Source organism: Pseudomonas sp. SIMBA_068 (assembly GCF_046534705.1).
GTDB lineage: Bacteria > Pseudomonadota > Gammaproteobacteria > Pseudomonadales > Pseudomonadaceae > Aquipseudomonas > Aquipseudomonas putida.
In genome coordinates, this window is sequence record NZ_JAWRYI010000007.1 from 217,607 (window position 1) to 234,549 (window position 16,943).

The window sequence follows — 16,943 nt, forward strand, 5'->3', positions numbered from 1 at the left end:
TAGTAGGTCATAGTTCCACGCGTTTTACAACGTCGAGAGCGTCTCGGAAAATGCAGGTAAATAATAAACATAACCAAGATCCTGCCTGCATATGACTGGAACGTTCACTTAATCAACGCCTGGGGAAATCATGTTTACGGGATATGGAAATTGCTATCGCCTGGATGCGCTAGAGCAGGCCGTTGAACATGGATGCAATACGCAACACTGGACCTTCAAAACCATAGAACACTTTCGCAGTATCCTCGCCAACCCCGACTTCCCTTGCCTGTTCGGCCGCAAGGCGGTAAATGGCGAAACCTGCCACATCCTCTTCGCCCGCGCCGAGCAACTGGCCGATGACATCGCCCAGGGCCTGGCCGACTACGTGGGTACCATCGCCCCGATCACACCCAAGCAGCGCATCGGCAGCCCACTGGTGGTGTTTCTCGAAACCGCCGCCGATTACACCCTGGCCGAACAGCAGGCGCTGGCCTGGAAGGTGCTGCGTGGCGTGCATGCGCGCGACCCGCACCCCTGGCCGCAGGGCATGCCGACCGACCCCGACGACAACGGCTGGTCGTTCTGCTATGCCGGCATGCCCTTGTTCATCAACATGAACTTCCCTGGCCACCAGCAGATGAAAAGCCGCAACCTGGGGCATCACATCACCTTCGTCATCAATCCACGGGCGAACTTCGACGAAGTGGCCAACGCCAACACCGAGAGTGGCAAACGCATCCGCGAGCGCATACGCGAGCGCGTGCACCACTACAACGACGGCGTCATGCCCGACACCCTTGGCTTTTTCGGCGATACCGACAACTACGAATGGAAGCAATACCAACTGCAGGAGACAGGCTCGCTCAACCCGTCGCGCTGCCCGTTCCACGCACATGCCGCACACCCTGCGACACCCGACTTACTGATCGAGAACTGACCGTGAATACCGCACTCACCTTCACCTATGCCCTCACCGTCCTGCTGCTCATCGCCACCCCCGGCCCGGTGGTGGCGCTGATCGTCAACACTGCGGCTGCCTCCGGCTCGCGCAAGGCCATGTTCACCGCCGTTGGCACCAACTGGGCCTCACTGGTGCTGATCGGCGCCGCAGCCTGGATCATCCTCACCAGCGCCGCGATCGACAAGGCATGGCTCAGCACCATGAGCCTGTTGGGTTGCCTGTTCATCGGCTACATCGCCGTGGGCACGCTGAGGGACGCCCTGCAGGCGCCGGCCCCGGAGGCGGCGAGCGAGGCGCCCAAGGCCGCGCGTGGCGGGCTGCTGCAAGGCTTCATGGTGGGTATTTCCAACCCCAAGGACATCATCTTCTTCATCGCCTTCTTCCCACAGTTCATCCAGATCACCGAGTCGTTCGGCAAAAGCATGGTGGTGTTGTCGCTGCTGTGGGTGGCCATCGATTTCGCCGTGCTCAGCCTGTACATCTTCGCCATCGGCAAAATCGCCTCGCAGCGCAGCAACCGCGTGATCAGCCTGGCTTCGGGCGTTGCCCTGCTGCTGATCGCCGCCGGCGGCCTGCTGTACAACATTAACGAACTGGCGGCCTGACCCTGATGCGAAGTGCCCGTTGCAACAGAAGGAAAAACCATGACAGCGACTGATACGAGCCCGACTCCTTCGCCGCTGCAACAGGACTACCAGCGCTTTCTGCTGCTGGGCAGCCGCCGTGCGCCGCACACTGTGCACGTGCATGAAACCGGCTACCGCTCCGGCACCATCAACACCGATGCCCTTGGCCTGCGCTACAGCCATTGCGCCGGGAAGCGTTTTTCGGCGGCCGAACGCGGCGGCGCTTCACGTATCAACCTGCTGGTCGGCGGCTCCACGGCCTTGGGCATCGGCGCCAGCTCCGACGAACACACGGTGGCCTCGCACCTGTCGGCACTCACCGGCGAGGTCTGGCTGAGCCTGGCCGGTTGCGGGCTCAATGCCAGCCAGGAACTGCTGATGTTCCTGACTCACCAGCACCGCCTTGGCCAGCTCGGCCACGTGGTGGTGCTCAGCGGCCTCAACAGCCTGGCCCACGAAGCGCTGTGTGAAGTGCTCGGCAGCCCCAACGACCCACTGCACGCCAAGGCCTACCAGGCTTTTCTCAACAGTTTCAGCGAAGGCCTGCAGCCTGCCGCACCACCCCGCAGGCCGTCACTGTGGCGGCGCATCGGCCAGGCCCTGACCACGCCTGCGGCCCAAGCCCCGGTCATCTGGCCGCTTTCGCCCCCGGAAAAACGACTGGCCCGCGCGGCCGACAGCATTGGCCGCACCTTGCGTCAGTGGGACCGGCTGCTGGCAGACAGCCACGCTACCCTCACCTTCATCCTGCAGCCGTTGCTGCCCTGGTGCCGGGACACCCTGCCCGCTGGCGAGCAGGCCATGCTGGCCGCGCTGGAACAACAACCGGCAAACTTCGACCGGCTGCTGGACGGCGCATTCGACAGCCAGTTGCACTCGGCCTTCTTCCGCCGCATCAAAAGCCAGGCCGACCCGGTGCCCTGCTATGACATGAACGGCATGCTCAGCAGCTCGCCAGTGTTCGGCGCCGACCTGTTCATCGACCGCCTGCACCTGAACGACCTGGGCAACAACGCCCTGGCCAAGGTCATTACCGCCAAGCTTGGCCTGGCCCAGGAAAAACACGCTCAACGCAAGGTCACGCCGATCAAGCTCGTCTGACAGTTGTCGACTGGTCTTCCGGCCACCCCCATTGGGTGGCTAGAATAGGCCGTCGTTCCGATTTTCCAGAGGCGTACGCTTGACCGCCATTAACATCGAAGCCGCCCATCCTTGCCTGGCCGCCCACGGGGCTTGCCTGTGAGCCGCATGCGACGCCTGCCCCCGCTGTTGGCCGCCCTGATGCCGCTGGCTGCGCACGCGCTGGAGGTGCGCATCGACCCTCACGCCGACCTGCTCTATCGCCAGGCCTTGCCGCTGCTGGAGCAGGCCGATAACCAGGGCGACGATACCAGTACCCTGCGCACCGCCTTGGGCGGCGATCCCGAGCTCAGCCGCCAGGGCCAGGCCATGGCCCATACGCTGCCGACAGCGGTTGCCCTGTTGAAAAAGTCGGTAGAGCTGGGCCATCCGGTCGCCCAGTACCGCCTGGCGCTGTACTACATGACTTACCTGCCCGCCGCGCAAATTCCGGATGCCGCTTGCCCGTTGCTCGAAGCCAGTCTCAAGCAGGGGTTTGCCGCACCCGCGCCAGCGATCGCCACCTGGTGCCAGCCCTACAATGCCAGCAGCGAATACCGTGCCGCGCTGGAGGCCATCCCCAGCATGGCCACCGTGTACGCCCCCTACTACCCGCAACCGACCACCCGCCTGGCCTGCAGCCGCAGCCGGCCAGAAGGCTTGCAAATGTTGTGGGGGCGCCAGCGCGACTACCAGGCCGAGGTGTACCGCCTGCTCGGCGACCTGGACCCACCGCACCGCCTGAGCCTGCTGCAGAAAGCCGTGGACATCAACGGCTGCGTGACGGCGCAACAACACCTGACCCGCCACCCGTGATCCTCTGCCAGACGCGGTCCCTGTTGGGCAACTGTCTCACTCAAACTTTGGATTCCGCGCGATCACTGTAGGAGCAGCCTTGTGCTGCGAAGAGGCCGGTAAGGCTAAAGATTGTTTTCGGCTGCCATGACCTCTTCGCAGCACAAGGCTGCTCCTACAGGGCTTGTGTTTGCCTTGAAATCAAACCCGATCAGCAAGATCGTTCAAGCCATCCCCCGCCCCGTCTGGCATGCTGATCTGCCTCGTACACGCATTGCAGCCATCATGCCCCACATCGCTCGCCAAGCCTTCCTCCACGGCGCCATCGCCATCATGCCGTTGTCCCTGGCCGTCGCCCCCTGGGGCCTGCTGGCCGGCTCCATGGCCATCGAGGCCAACCTCAGTGCCTGGCAGGGGCAAGGGCTATCAGCCATCGTCTTCGCCGGTGCCGCGCAACTGGTTGCCATTGGCATGCTCAAGGGCGGCGCCAACCTGGCGTCGATCATGCTCACCACCCTGCTGCTGACCTCCCAGCACCTGCTTTATGGCCTGTCGATGCGCCCGGTGCTGTCCAGCCAGCCATTGCGCTGGCGGTTGAGCCTGGGCTTCCTGCTGACCGACGAGTTCTTCGCGTTGACCAGCAAGTACGACCAGCAGCAATTCAACCGCTGGTATGCCCTGGGGGTAGGCCTGACGTTCTACGTTGCCTGGAACCTGTTCACCCTGGCCGGCATCCTGCTGGGCCAGAACATTCCCCACCTCGACCAACTCGGCCTGGACTTTTCCATCGTCGCCACCTTCGTCGCCCTGATCGCGCCGCTGGTGCGCAACCTGGCTACCGTGGTGTGCGTAGCCGTGTCGCTGTTCTGCTCGGTGCTGTTCAGCTACTGGCATTGGGAGGCCGCCTTGGTGGCTGCAGGCCTGCTGGGCATGAGCGCCGGGTTCATCTGCCAGAAATTTGCCGGAGCCCGCGCATGACCTGGATCCTGATTTTCGCCATGGGCGCCATTGTGTTCCTGAACCGCTACGCGTTCCTTGAGCCACGCCTGCCCTTGCGCCTGAGCTCCAATGCCCGGCAGTTCCTCGGCTTTGCCGTGCCCGGCATGCTCACCGCCATTTGCGGCCCGATCATCTTCATGCCCGACCACCAGCTCAACCTGAGCCTGCTCAACCCCTACCTGCTCGGTTCACTGGTGGCCATCGCCCTGGTCCTGTTGACCCGCAGCGTGTTGCTGAGCATGCTGGTGAGCATGTTGATCTTCTTCCTTCTGCGCAGCTGGCTGGCATGACCACGCCCCTGCGCGAGCAGACACACCTCTGGCAGGCGCCGGCCCTGGGCGACGTCGAGATGCTGCACGCGCGCTACTTCCAGCAGCGCTTCGCCCCGCATGTGCATGAAGGCTATGTGTTCACGGTGATCGAATCCGGCGCCCAGCGCTTCTGGCACCGCGGCAGCGAGCACCTGGCGCCGGTCGGCAGCATGGTGCTGATCAACCCCGACGAGCTGCATACCGGCGCCACCGCCCATGAGGCGGGCTGGCGTTATCGCGGCTTTTACCCCGAGCACGAGCGGGTCACCGGTGTACTGGACGAACTGGAACTGGGCCGCCACGGCATGCCCAGCTTCAAGGACAGCGTGATCCACGACCCGGCCCTGGCCATCGCCTTCAGCCAGCTGCATCAGTTGTCCGAAAACGGCGCCAGCGCCCTGCAGCAACAGACCGCCTGGCGCCAGGCGGTGCTGGCCCTGGCGCAACGCCACGGGCAATGCGCCGAACCCTCCGCCCCAGGCCGCGAACCACTGGCCGTGGCCCGCGCCCGCGAACTGCTGGAAAGCCAACTGGCCGACCCGCCCTCGCTCGAAGCGCTGGCGGCGGCCGTCAACCTGTCACCCTTCCACTTCGCCCGAGTGTTTCGCCAAGCCACCGGCCAGCCGCCGCACGCCTGGCTGAAGCAGCGGCGCCTGGCCCGCGCCCGGGAAATGCTGAAGAGCGGCCTGGCCGCCTCGGAGGTGGCGTTCGACCTTGGTTTTGCCGACCAGAGCCATTTGAGCCGGCAGTTCAAGCAAGCCTATGGGGTGACGCCGGGGGCGTATCGGCAGGCATGCGCTCAATCTGTATTACCCGCCTGAAGCCAACTCAAGCTTGCCCCATGCGACACAGCGCGCGTCGGGCTATCCACGATTGTCGCCATCCAGGGAATGTGCTTTCAGGTTCCAGCGTACTGGCGCGATGAACAGCATGAACGTCATCCAGACCAACGTGGCCGGCCCCGCAAGCACAAAGACCAGGCTGGCAACCAGCCCTGAAACGGCGTCACCAATGACGGCAGTAAAGTAGTAGAGGGAAAAATTCCTGCCAACTTCATGCTCGCTCGACAAACACTGGATGTTGGTCACGATAGCGATATCGACAAATGCACCCATGAAGCCGACCAGGAACAACATCAGCAGGAACAGCCAGTTGTTGAATTGCAGTGCCACGGCTGCAGCAAAAAACAGTGCACCGTACAGCACCCAGTAACGCACCACCAATCGTGCGGTGGTGCGCGGGTTGAAGCGTGTGTAGAGCACGCCACCCAACACAGTGCCTGCCGCAAGCAGTGAGAATACGTAGCCCACCGCCGCTTCAGAGGCGAAGTGTTCCAGCACTGACGCAGGAAGGATGAAGCGAATCACCGAGGTGGCGAACATCGCACAGAGCGTGGTGCAGCCAATAACAGCAAACAAAGGCGCATTGCTGACCCTGAGCTGACTGACACTGCGCGCCGCATCCCGGACTATGGCGCGCCCATCGAATGCCTGCCGGGCGCCCTGCCTGGCAGGCCCCAGGGTCGCGATGGAAATGGCCGACGATACCAGGCACCCCGCAAAGAACAAGAAGGTTGCTTCGCGAGTCAGCAGTAACACACATGCCGAAAACACCAGCGGCCCGATAATCGAGGCAGCATCCTCGATCACCTGGATACCGCTGTTCACCGAGGCCAGCTGGGCCTTTTCGACAAGGTCCGGAAAGTACGCGCGAAACGCAGGCACATAAAGGCATTCGAGCGCTGTCATCAGCATCGCAAGGCCGACCAGTACGGGCAACACGGGTGAGGACAAGCTGAACAAGGTAAAGAAGGCAAGTGCCAGCAGGCCTTTGGCCGCCTCGACCGCAAATAGTGTTCGTTTCTTGTCTGCGTTATCCGCCAGCCAGCCCCCCAAGGGTGAAAACACCATGCTCGGCAAGTAGCGGAAGAAATAGGCGATGCCAATCAAAAGCAGATCCGCCTCGGTCATGGACACGATTGCCACGGCAAACGCAGCTTCGAAGGCAAATTCACCACATTTGGAAAAGCAATAGCCCAACGCCAGAGAACGTGTTCCGGGGTTACGACTCAACGCCTGCATAATGGCTGTATTCCTGAGCCAGCGGTTTAGGTCGACTGACTTTAGAGTTCATCCACCACCGGGCTCAACGCTGAAGTTGTAACCATAGCGGGCACGGCCAGCGTAGTAAGAATCAGGCTGAGAATATTCCTACACGCTTTAACCGATGCCGAAAGCGGGCCTAGGTCTGCAAAACTGCATGACAGAACGATGCAGCACACCAGATCAAGCAGTTAAGGTTGATACCCCATGCCGCGTAGCGGCATCGGTTTAAACACTGTGTTTATTCGCCCAAAACAGTAACTCGCTGTTACTTGGGAAATGGAGCGTTCATTTTCGCCTCTTCGGCAACTGCTGCAGAGGCAGCGGAGCTGCGCCAACCCTCTGCTACACTGACATGGCTGAATGGAGGATCCTGCCATGTCCGAAAGAGAGCTCACCACCCTCCTGTCGCTGATGAACCAGCGCCAGGCCTGCCTGAACAGTGCCTGCAAGGAGATTGCCGACTGGATCGACCGGCAGGGCGATGTGCCCGCCGCCGGCAAGATCCGCGCCAGCCTGAAGGCACTGGAGGCCGATGAGGCCCAGGTTCGAAAGACCCTGACCTCGCTGACGCTCGACAGGCCGCTGCCGCGCTTTCGTAGCTGAAAGGCGCCGCTGAAAAAGAAAAGGGCCGCTAAGCGCGGCCCTTTGGTCTGTCAGTGCTTCATGTGCATGTGGTCATGCCCACCGCCAGCCTCGGCGTTGAGCGGGCGCACCTCTGCCTGCACATCCAGTGTTTCCTTGGCCCCTTTTGCATCTTCGATGGTAAGGGTCAGCGGCACTTTATCGCCTTCCTTCACCTGATCGTTCAGGCCCATCAGCATCACATGCAGGCCATTGGGGTCCAGGGTCACGGCCTTACCGGCCGGCAACTCGACAGCCTTCACCTCACGCATGCCCATCACGTCGCCGTTCATGGTCATCTCGTGCACCTGCACGGTCTTGGCCACGGGCGAAGCCACGCTCACCAGCTTGCTATCGCTGCTGGCGGTCAGGGTCATGAAGGCACCGGTGGACTGCTGGTGCGGCACGCTGGCACGGACCCAGGCATCGCTCACGGTAGTCTGGGCCAGGGCCGGCAGGGCCAGACCCATCAGTGCCAGGGCAGCCAGGCCGCGTTTGATCGGTTGCATCGACATTCAGCAGATCTCCATCAGGGTGACCAGGTCTTCGGCGCATTCCTTGGCATTCAGGGAATGGCCCAGGCTCAGGCGCAGGGTGCCACGCGTATCGTAGACGTAGCTGGTGGACGAGTGAGAAATGGTATAGGTGTCAACGGCCGGGACCTTCTCGTAGAACACCTTGAACTCCTTGGCCACTTCCGCGATTTCTTCGGGGGTGCCAGTGAGTGCGGTGAACGACGGGTCGAAGGCCTTGACGTAGGCATCGAGCACTTCGGGGGTGTCGCGCTCCGGGTCCAGGGTGATGAACACCACCTGGAACAGGTCGCGGTCACGGCCGCGCAGCAATTTGCGGATTTGTGCCGCGCGCGCCAGGGTAGTCGGGCAAACCGCCGGGCACTGGGTGAACCCGAAGAAGATCATCGGCATACTGCCGTAGAAGCTCGACAGGGTGCGCACATTGCCTTGCGGGTCCTTGAGGCGGAACTTGCGCCCAAGGATCTCGTTGCTCATGTTCTTGCCGTACTTGAACTCGAGCCCGCGGGCCGGGCTGCAGCCTGCCAGCAGGCCAAGCCCGAGAACGCCCATCCCGGCGACAACCGCGCGCCGGGTAAATAGATCATTCATGAAACCATCCTTTACAGGGAAGGTGCCGGCCCTCGGGACGGGCCGGCTGAAAAACCGGGGCATTCTTGCATGACACCCAAAGCGGTTCTACCCGACGAACGCGGGTATGGCCTGCAGCCCTTTGAATACGGGCTGCGGCCTGTTGTCGCAGGGGTTGAAACCGTAACAGTTTATTGCTATGAGAGCCGCCCTTACACAAGCCATGCAGGTGCGTCAGCCTTAGTAGTAGGCGTTCTCTTTCTGGGTGTGGTCAGTCACGTCACGCACGCCCTTCAGCTCCGGAATACGCTCGAGCAAGGTGCGCTCGATGCCTTCCTTCAGGGTAACATCGGCCTGGCCGCAGCCTTGGCAACCACCACCGAACTGCAGCACCGCGATGCCGTCGTCGACCACGTCCACCAGGCTGACCTGGCCACCGTGGCTGGCCAGCCCGGGGTTGATCTCGGTCTGCAGGTAGTAGTTGATACGCTCGTTGATCGGGCTGTCTTCGTTGACCATCGGCACCTTGGCGTTCGGTGCCTTGATGGTCAGCTGGCCACCCATGCGGTCGGTGGCGTAGTCGACCAGTGCGTCTTCCAGGAACGGCACGCTGACTGCGTCCAGGTAAGCGGTGAAGCTCTTCAGACCCACGGCGGTGTCGTCAGGCTTCTCTTCGCCCGGCTTGCAATAGGCAATGCACGTCTCTGCGTACTGAGTGCCCGGCTGGGTGATGAAAATTCGAATGCCGATGCCAGGCGTGTTCTGCTTGGAAAGCAGATCGGCCAGGTAGTCATGGGCGGCGTCGGTAATGGTTATATCGCTCATGTAGGTTCCTCACAGACTTGCCGCCAAGTGTACGCCAACCGGCTCCTCGAACAAAGTCCTAGCATTTGACTCGGGAAAGCGCATATTCCGCGGCCTGCCCCCGTGGCGCCGCCAGCCAAGCCTGCATGCGCCGGTACAGGCCGCGCTCCAGCCACTGGTAGCTGAACCACGACATTAGTCCAATGGACGGTACGCACAGGGCAAACACCAGGTATGGGTTCAAATGCAGCCGCTCGCTGGCGAACCAGCCGGCGTACAGCACCAGCACATGGACCAGGTACACCGAATACGAACAGTCGCCCAAGGCCTTGAGCAGCCGGTTGCCCTGGAAGGCCGGTTCCAGGGCGATGAAGGCCAGCACGATCATCGCGCTCGGCACGCCCCAGTGCAGCAAGCGTTGGGACGCATCCAGGTGATAGATGGCCAGGCCCGCCACCCCCAGCACCACCAGCGGCAGCCAACGCCCCTGGCGGATCAGGCCACGGCGGTACAACACACCCAGGCCGATGCCGAGCAGGAACTCGTAGATGATGTCGTTGTTGTAGAAGCGGCTGAGCACACCCAGCCGGCCCAGCACCTCACTGACCAGTAACAGTGCGACGGTAACCAGCAGCAGCTGATGCCGTTGGCGTACCAGGAAGGCCAAACCGAACAGCAGGTAGAAGAACATCTCGAAGTTCAGCGTCCAGCCCACGTTCAGGGTCGGGTACAGGCCATAGCCACCGGGGTTTTCCGCCGGGATGAACAGCATCGACAGGAACAGGTGATGCCAGTCGAATTCCTGGTGCGGCATCCATGGGCTGAAGGCCAGCAGCAAAGCGGCCATCAATGCGGTGTAGAACCAGTAGGCAGGGACGATGCGCAGCACCCGGTTGAGCAGGAACTGGCGCGGTTCGATGGTTTTGTCGCGGGTCGACAGGTAGATGACCAGCCCGCTGATGACGAAGAATATGTCGACCCCCACGGCGCCACGGTCAGTAAGCAGTTGGCCGATGGGGCCGGTGGCGTGGAAGTCGAAGAAGATCTGCATGAAGTGGTGGCACACCACCACCCAGGCGGCGAACGCCCGCAGTGCCTGAAGCGAATACAGCATGAAATACCCTGCGCTTGCCGGTGTATTGAGGCCTTCGGGAGCGCTTTGCGCTCCATCGCCGGCAAGCCAGCTCCCACAGGGACCGCGCCCACCGGCCATCGGGCTGCATAGCAGCTCCCGGACCACCCACCATTTCCGACCGCAGGGTACTCGGAAAGGTCAGCCTACCCGATCAGAGGTTCTCATAGCGGTTCATGTCCAGCACACCCGCCTCGACCGGCGTGGTCTCCTTGATGAAGCTGTTCAGGTCATGGAAGTAGCGCCAGAAGTCAGGGTGACTGCGGCGCACACCCCAACGCATGACAATGCGCTCGAACCTGGCTGCATCGTCTTTCGAATACTCCATGTCCTCGACGAATTCCGCCACATCGTTGGTTGGAACATTGAAGATGAAGTTGGGGTAGCTGCTGAGCACGCCTGGGTACAGGGTCAGGGTATCCAGCCCCGGCTGGTAGCGGTACGCCTCGCCCAGCAGGAACGCCACGTTGCTGTGCGCGCGGTTGCGCAGCAGGCTGTACACCTGGCGCTGGCCGCCCTGCCCTTCAATGCGCAGCATGGTCGCTTCGGGCAACTGGTTGATTACTTTCAATCCGGCAGCCGGGCGCGACACCAGGCGGCTGAGCGACTGCTCGGCATTGCGGAACTCTTCGCTCACCTGCGGCCGTGAGCAGAAGGCCCCCTGGCAGCGGTTTATCGGGTCGGGCGCAGCGTTCAGGCTGCCGGTGCGTTGCAGCAATTTCAGGCCAAAATCGCGCTTGGGGTTACGCGCGTCCAGCGAAATGCCGCTGGGCGTGTCGGTATCGATGTCTTCATAATCCATCCACATCTTCACCTTGCCGCTGTTCTGGTACCAGTCGCCGAGGATGTCCTTGCGCTTTTCGGCCGGCATCAGGCGCAGGAAGTTGACTTCGGCGCCATTGCGGATCAGGTCAAAATAAAGGCGCGTCTGCAACTGGTGCGAAACATTGCCGTACACATCGAAGTTGACCGCCAGTTGGTAATAGGTGCGTTCGAACAGCGGATAGTCGAACAACCACATGGTCAGCGGCACATCACCGATCAGGCCCTTGGTAACCGAGGCACTGTCGAAGTGGCGGAAGATGCTCAGCAGCGCGTTGTCGTTACCGGCCCACAAGGTCGACCAGCCCGGCGCCGGCATGTCGGCGTAGGCGTCGCGGCGCAGCTTTTCATACGCGTTGCGCTTGTCGCGATAGGCGTGCCACAGGCTCAGCACACTGCCCACGTCATCGATCTGCCCGGGCATGGCCAGCAGCGGCGTGGCCTCGCCACGGTACTTGGCGTCGGTGATGTAGCGGTCGAAGGCCGGCTCCTGGAACAATGCCCAGAAGTTGTCGCGGATCACGTCGGTAGCGATCTGCCCGCGGCACACCGGCCCACGGATGAACGTGCGCACGAAGTACTCGGCGTTATCCAGCATGAACTGGTAGCGCGCCACTGCCGGGATGGCCTCGAAGGTTTCGAACGGGTTGGCCCGGTGACGCGGGCCGTAGCCTGGCAGCGCGGCGGCATGCCAGTCGCCGGCGTAGAACAGCTGCTTCACCCGCTTGAGCTTCTGCGGCCCCATCGGGTAGGTGATGTGCGTCTTGTGCACGATCACGCCCTGCACCGGGATCAAGCGGTAATAGAAGTCGGTGCCCGGTGGGTCGTTGGGGCGACGCGTGGCAATAATGTCGGCCGGCTGGCCGCTGGGCGTGCGTGAACGCACCCACTGGAAGAAGTGGCCCTGCTCGCCGCCGACAAAGTAGATGTGCGCCAGGAACAGATGCTCGTAAAGCCAGCGGCCAACCAGCGCCTCGGTGGAACCCGGGCGGTTGAGCAGCTCTTCCCAGTCGGCGATCTGCCTGGCTTCGGTATCACTGGGCTTGATCGGCTGGTACTCCACCGGCGCACCGGCCGCCAGCCAGCGGCGCATGGTGTCGTATTCCTTGTCTGTCAGCCCGGTCACTGCCAGCGGCATGCCCTCCTTGGGGTGCGCACCCGCATAGGCGTCGAACTCATGAGGCAACGGGCACATGTTGTTGCGGCTCAGGCCCAAGACGATTTCTTCGGGCAGCTTGGCGTTGGGCGTGAGCGGGGTCTTGTGCCCCAGCTCCAGCATGCGCGCCATCAGCGCGGCCTGGCTGCCCTGGTTGTCGAGCACCGAGTAGAAGCCTTTCTTGCGCCATTGCTCTTCGCTGTGGGCGTCGTAGAACAGCCGCGTGGTGGGCACCGCCTTGCTCCGGTCGCCCTCGTAGACCGGGACCTTGCTGGCCCCACGTACCGCACCTTCGGGGCTTTCCAGCTTCAGCTGGCAGGCGGCGTCGTTGCAGGCATGGCAGGCCACGCATTTCTCGGTGAAGATCGGCTGAATGTCCCGGGTGTACGAAATAGCCGGGCTCGACTGGGGGGCTTGCCCGAACACCGCGCCGCTGATGAGCAGGGCGAAGGCGCCGGCAAGGATACGATGCACCATGTGCGAAAAGTCCTGATTTCAAAAAGCCATCACGTTTGTTGCCTGGTCGTGCCGGGTGCTGTTAACCGTGCCATCAACATGAGCGGTTTTCATGCAAATGGGCGATGCGCCTAAGAACCGCGCAACTTTGATATGATTCCGCACCTTCTGATATTTGCCCGACCAGGTAGTTCCTATGTCCGACCGCAGCGCTCGTCTCCAAGCACTCCAGAACGCACTCAAAGAGCGCATCCTGATCCTCGACGGCGGCATGGGTACTATGATCCAAAGCTACCGTCTCGAGGAACACGACTATCGTGGCACGCGCTTCGCCGATTGGCCAAGCGATGTGAAGGGTAACAACGACCTGTTGCTGCTCAGCCGCCCGGACGTGATTGCTGCCATCGAGAAAGCCTACCTCGATGCCGGGGCGGATATCCTTGAAACCAACACCTTCAATGCCACACAGATTTCCCAGGCCGACTACGGCATGGAATCGCTGGTCTATGAGCTGAACGTGGAAGGCGCGCGCATTGCCCGCCAGGTAGCCGATGCCAAGACCCTGGAAACGCCCGACAAGCCGCGCTTCGTCGCAGGCGTGCTCGGCCCTACCAGCCGCACCTGCTCGATTTCCCCGGACGTCAACGACCCCGGCTACCGCAACGTCACGTTCGATGAGCTGGTAGAGAACTACATCGAGGCCACCCGTGGCCTGATCGAGGGCGGCGCCGACCTGATCCTGATCGAAACCATCTTCGACACACTCAACGCCAAGGCGGCCATTTTTGCCGTGCAGCAGGTGTTCGAGGAGGACGCTGTCGAACTGCCGATCATGATCTCCGGCACCATCACCGACGCCTCCGGCCGTACCCTGTCGGGCCAGACCACCGAAGCGTTCTGGAACTCGGTGCGCCACGCCAAGCCGATTTCCGTGGGCCTGAACTGCGCCCTCGGCGCCAAGGACCTGCGCCCGTACCTGGAAGAGCTGTCGACCAAGGCCGATACCCACGTTTCCGCCCACCCCAACGCCGGCCTGCCGAACGCCTTCGGTGAGTACGACGAGACCCCGGCCGAAATGGCGGCAGTAGTCGAGGAATTCGCTGCCAGCGGTTTCCTCAACATCATCGGTGGTTGCTGCGGTACCACCCCGGGCCACATCCAGGCCATTGCCGAAGCCGTGGCCAAATACAAGCCTCGCGAGATCCCGGAGATCGCCAAGGCCTGTCGCCTGTCGGGCCTGGAACCGTTTACCATCGATCGCCAGTCGCTGTTCGTCAACGTCGGTGAGCGCACCAACATCACCGGTTCCGCCAAGTTCGCCCGGCTGATCCGTGAAGAGAACTACACCGAAGCCCTGGAAGTCGCCCTGCAGCAGGTCGAGGCCGGCGCCCAGGTGATCGACATCAACATGGACGAAGGGATGCTCGATTCCCAGGCGGCCATGGTCCGTTTTCTCAACATGATCGCTGGCGAGCCGGACATTTCCCGCGTGCCGATCATGATCGACTCCTCCAAATGGGAAGTGATCGAAGCCGGCCTGAAGTGCATTCAGGGCAAAGGCATCGTCAACTCCATTTCCATGAAGGAAGGCGTCGAGCAGTTCAAGCACCACGCCCGCCTGTGCAAGCGCTACGGCGCCGCCGTGGTGGTGATGGCCTTCGACGAGGTCGGCCAGGCCGACACCGCCGCGCGCAAGAAGGAAATCTGCAAACGCAGCTACGACATTCTGGTCAACGAAGTGGGCTTCCCGCCGGAAGACATCATCTTCGACCCGAACATCTTCGCCGTCGCCACCGGCATCGAAGAGCACAACAACTACGCCGTCGACTTCATCGAGGCCTGTGCCTATATCCGTGACCACCTGCCCCATGCGCTGACCTCGGGCGGTGTGTCCAACGTGTCGTTCTCGTTCCGTGGCAACAACCCGGTGCGCGAGGCGATCCACTCGGTGTTCCTGTTCCACGCCATCCGCAACGGCCTGACCATGGGTATCGTCAACGCCGGCCAGCTGGAGATCTACGACGAAATCCCGGCCCAGCTGCGTGAGAAGGTCGAGGACGTGGTGCTCAACCGCACCCCGGAAGGGACCGATGCCCTGCTGGCCATTGCCGACGACTACAAAGGCGGCGGCGCCACCAAGGAAGTCGAAAACGAAGCCTGGCGTTCGCTGCCGGTCGGCAAGCGCCTGGAGCACGCACTGGTCAAAGGCATCACCGCCTATATCGTCGAGGACACCGAGGAGTGCCGCCAGCAATGCGCACGCCCCATCGAGGTCATCGAAGGCCCGCTGATGAGCGGCATGAACGTGGTGGGCGACCTGTTCGGTGCAGGCAAGATGTTCCTGCCCCAGGTGGTCAAGTCGGCGCGTGTGATGAAGCAGGCAGTGGCGCACCTTATTCCGTTCATCGAAGCAGAAAAAGGCGACAAGCCAGAAGCCAAGGGCAAGATCCTGATGGCCACGGTAAAAGGTGACGTGCACGACATCGGCAAGAACATTGTCGGCGTGGTACTGGGCTGCAACGGTTACGACATCGTCGACCTCGGTGTCATGGTGCCTGCCGAGAAAATCCTGCAAACCGCCCGCGACGAGAAGTGCGACATCATCGGATTGTCTGGCCTGATCACCCCGTCGCTGGACGAGATGGTCCACGTTGCCCGCGAAATGCAGCGCCAGGGCTTCGAACTGCCCCTGATGATCGGCGGCGCCACCACCTCCAAGGCGCACACCGCAGTCAAGATCGAACCGAAGTACAGCAACGACGCCGTCATCTACGTCACCGACGCCTCGCGTGCGGTTGGCGTGGCCACTCAGTTGCTGTCCAAGGAGCTCAAGCCGGGCTTCGTCGAGAAGACCCGCCTGGAGTACGTGGATGTGCGCGAGCGCACCGCCAACCGCAGTGCCCGCACCGAGCGCCTGAGCTACGCCCAGGCCATCGCCGCCAAGCCGCAGTACGACTGGGCCGGCTACCAGCCAGCGGTGCCCTCCTTCACCGGCGTCAAGGTACTGGAAGACATCGACCTGCGCACCCTGGCCGAATACATCGACTGGACCCCGTTCTTCATCTCCTGGGACCTGGCCGGCAAGTTCCCGCGCATCCTCACCGACGAAGTGGTTGGCGAAGCTGCCACCTCGCTGTACAAGGACGCCCGCGAGATGCTCGACAAGCTGATCGACGAAAAGCTGATCAGCGCCCGCGCGGTGTTCGGCTTCTGGCCGGCCAACCAGGTGGCCGATGACGACATCGAGGTGTACGGAGAGGACGGCAAGGCGCTGGCCACCCTGCACCACCTGCGCCAGCAGACCATCAAGCCGGACGGCAAGCCCAACTGGTCGCTGGCCGACTTTGTCGCGCCAAAAGCCAGCGGCGTCACCGACTATGTGGGCGGGTTCATCACCACTGCCGGCATCGGTGCCGAAGAAGTGGCCAAGGCCTACCAGGACAAAGGCGACGACTATAGCTCGATCATGGTCAAGGCCCTGGCCGACCGCCTGGCCGAAGCCTGCGCCGAGTGGCTGCACGAGCAGGTGCGTAAAGAGCACTGGGGCTATGCCCGCGACGAGCACCTGGACAACGAAGCGCTGATCAAGGAGCAGTACAGCGGCATCCGCCCGGCCCCGGGCTACCCGGCCTGCCCCGACCACACCGAGAAAGAAACCCTGTTCCGCCTGCTCGACGGCACCGCCATCGGCGAAACCGGGCCGAGCGGCGTGTTCCTTACCGAGCACTTTGCGATGTTCCCGGCCGCGGCGGTCAGCGGCTGGTACTTTGCCCACCCGCAGGCGCAGTACTTTGCCGTGGGCAAGGTCGACAAGGACCAGATCGAGCGCTACAGCGCCCGCAAAGGCCAGGATGTGAGCGTGAGCGAGCGCTGGCTGGCGCCGAACCTCGGGTACGACAACTAAGACTATTGGGGCTGCACAGCAGCCCCAATGGGCACCTACACTGTCCT

At 62.4% G+C, this 16,943-nt stretch carries 15 protein-coding genes; 9 read left to right on the forward strand and 6 right to left on the reverse strand.

Annotation, left to right across the window (positions count from 1 at the left end; translation table 11 throughout):
- Positions 1–130: 130 nt before the first annotated feature.
- The 7 genes from SB756_RS17750 to SB756_RS17780 all read left to right on the forward strand — a co-directional run bounded on the left by SB756_RS17750 (position 131) and on the right by SB756_RS17780 (position 5,614).
- Complete coding sequence (locus tag SB756_RS17750) at positions 131–919, forward strand: YqcI/YcgG family protein (RefSeq protein ID WP_341798194.1); 789 nt, start codon at positions 131–133, stop codon at positions 917–919.
- Between the two features lie 2 nt (positions 920–921).
- Positions 922–1,548, forward strand: coding sequence for a LysE family translocator (locus SB756_RS17755; protein WP_341798193.1), 627 nt, complete (start codon positions 922–924; stop codon positions 1,546–1,548).
- 39 nt (positions 1,549–1,587) lie between these two features.
- Positions 1,588–2,670 (forward strand): hypothetical protein, encoded by a 1,083-nt coding sequence (locus SB756_RS17760; RefSeq protein WP_410911263.1) that lies wholly within the window; start codon positions 1,588–1,590, stop codon positions 2,668–2,670.
- 147 nt (positions 2,671–2,817) lie between these two features.
- Positions 2,818–3,504 (forward strand): sel1 repeat family protein, encoded by a 687-nt coding sequence (locus SB756_RS17765; protein WP_410911264.1) that lies wholly within the window; start codon positions 2,818–2,820, stop codon positions 3,502–3,504.
- A gap of 264 nt (positions 3,505–3,768) precedes the next feature.
- On the forward strand, positions 3,769–4,461 hold the full coding sequence (locus SB756_RS17770) for an AzlC family ABC transporter permease (RefSeq protein WP_410911265.1): 693 nt from the start codon (positions 3,769–3,771) through the stop codon (positions 4,459–4,461).
- Positions 4,458–4,772: an AzlD domain-containing protein gene (locus SB756_RS17775; protein WP_010953340.1), complete on the forward strand. Its 315-nt coding sequence runs from the start codon at positions 4,458–4,460 to the stop codon at positions 4,770–4,772. The genes SB756_RS17770 and SB756_RS17775 overlap by 4 nt, the downstream gene beginning before the upstream one ends.
- The gene (locus SB756_RS17780) at positions 4,769–5,614 is read left to right on the forward strand and encodes an AraC family transcriptional regulator (protein ID WP_341798191.1); all 846 of its coding nucleotides are present in this window, start codon (positions 4,769–4,771) and stop codon (positions 5,612–5,614) included. Before SB756_RS17775 ends, SB756_RS17780 begins: the two co-directional genes overlap by 4 nt.
- 42 nt (positions 5,615–5,656) lie before the next feature.
- Here SB756_RS17780 and SB756_RS17785 read toward each other — a convergent pair whose 3' ends face one another.
- Entirely contained in the window at positions 5,657–6,874 is a 1,218-nt protein-coding gene (locus SB756_RS17785; protein WP_341798190.1) for an MFS transporter, read from the reverse strand.
- 399 nt (positions 6,875–7,273) lie between these two features.
- Here SB756_RS17785 and SB756_RS17790 point away from each other — a divergent pair, with 399 nt between their 5' ends.
- Positions 7,274–7,501 carry a hypothetical protein gene (locus SB756_RS17790; RefSeq protein ID WP_016500485.1) on the forward strand — a complete coding sequence of 76 codons (228 nt, stop codon included), beginning with the start codon at positions 7,274–7,276 and terminating at the stop codon, positions 7,499–7,501.
- A gap of 50 nt (positions 7,502–7,551) precedes the next feature.
- On the opposite strand, the gene SB756_RS17795 is transcribed toward SB756_RS17790, so the two are convergent.
- The 5 genes from SB756_RS17795 to SB756_RS17815 form a co-directional block, all read right to left on the reverse strand.
- Entirely contained in the window at positions 7,552–8,034 is a 483-nt protein-coding gene (locus tag SB756_RS17795; protein ID WP_043202000.1) for a copper chaperone PCu(A)C, read from the reverse strand.
- The gene (locus tag SB756_RS17800; RefSeq protein ID WP_410911266.1) at positions 8,035–8,643 is read right to left on the reverse strand and encodes an SCO family protein; all 609 of its coding nucleotides are present in this window, start codon (positions 8,641–8,643) and stop codon (positions 8,035–8,037) included.
- Between the two features lie 219 nt (positions 8,644–8,862).
- Entirely contained in the window at positions 8,863–9,447 is a 585-nt protein-coding gene (gene nfuA, locus SB756_RS17805; RefSeq protein WP_016500488.1) for a Fe-S biogenesis protein NfuA, read from the reverse strand.
- 58 nt (positions 9,448–9,505) lie between these two features.
- Complete coding sequence (locus SB756_RS17810; RefSeq protein WP_410911267.1) at positions 9,506–10,540, reverse strand: acyltransferase family protein; 1,035 nt, start codon at positions 10,538–10,540, stop codon at positions 9,506–9,508.
- 172 nt (positions 10,541–10,712) lie between these two features.
- On the reverse strand, positions 10,713–13,013 hold the full coding sequence (locus SB756_RS17815) for a fatty acid cis/trans isomerase (protein ID WP_410911268.1): 2,301 nt from the start codon (positions 13,011–13,013) through the stop codon (positions 10,713–10,715).
- A 175-nt stretch (positions 13,014–13,188) separates the two neighbouring features.
- Between SB756_RS17815 and metH the strand changes: the two genes are divergently transcribed.
- Positions 13,189–16,896: a methionine synthase gene (gene metH / locus SB756_RS17820; protein WP_016500491.1), complete on the forward strand. Its 3,708-nt coding sequence runs from the start codon at positions 13,189–13,191 to the stop codon at positions 16,894–16,896.
- Positions 16,897–16,943: the final 47 nt, after the last annotated feature.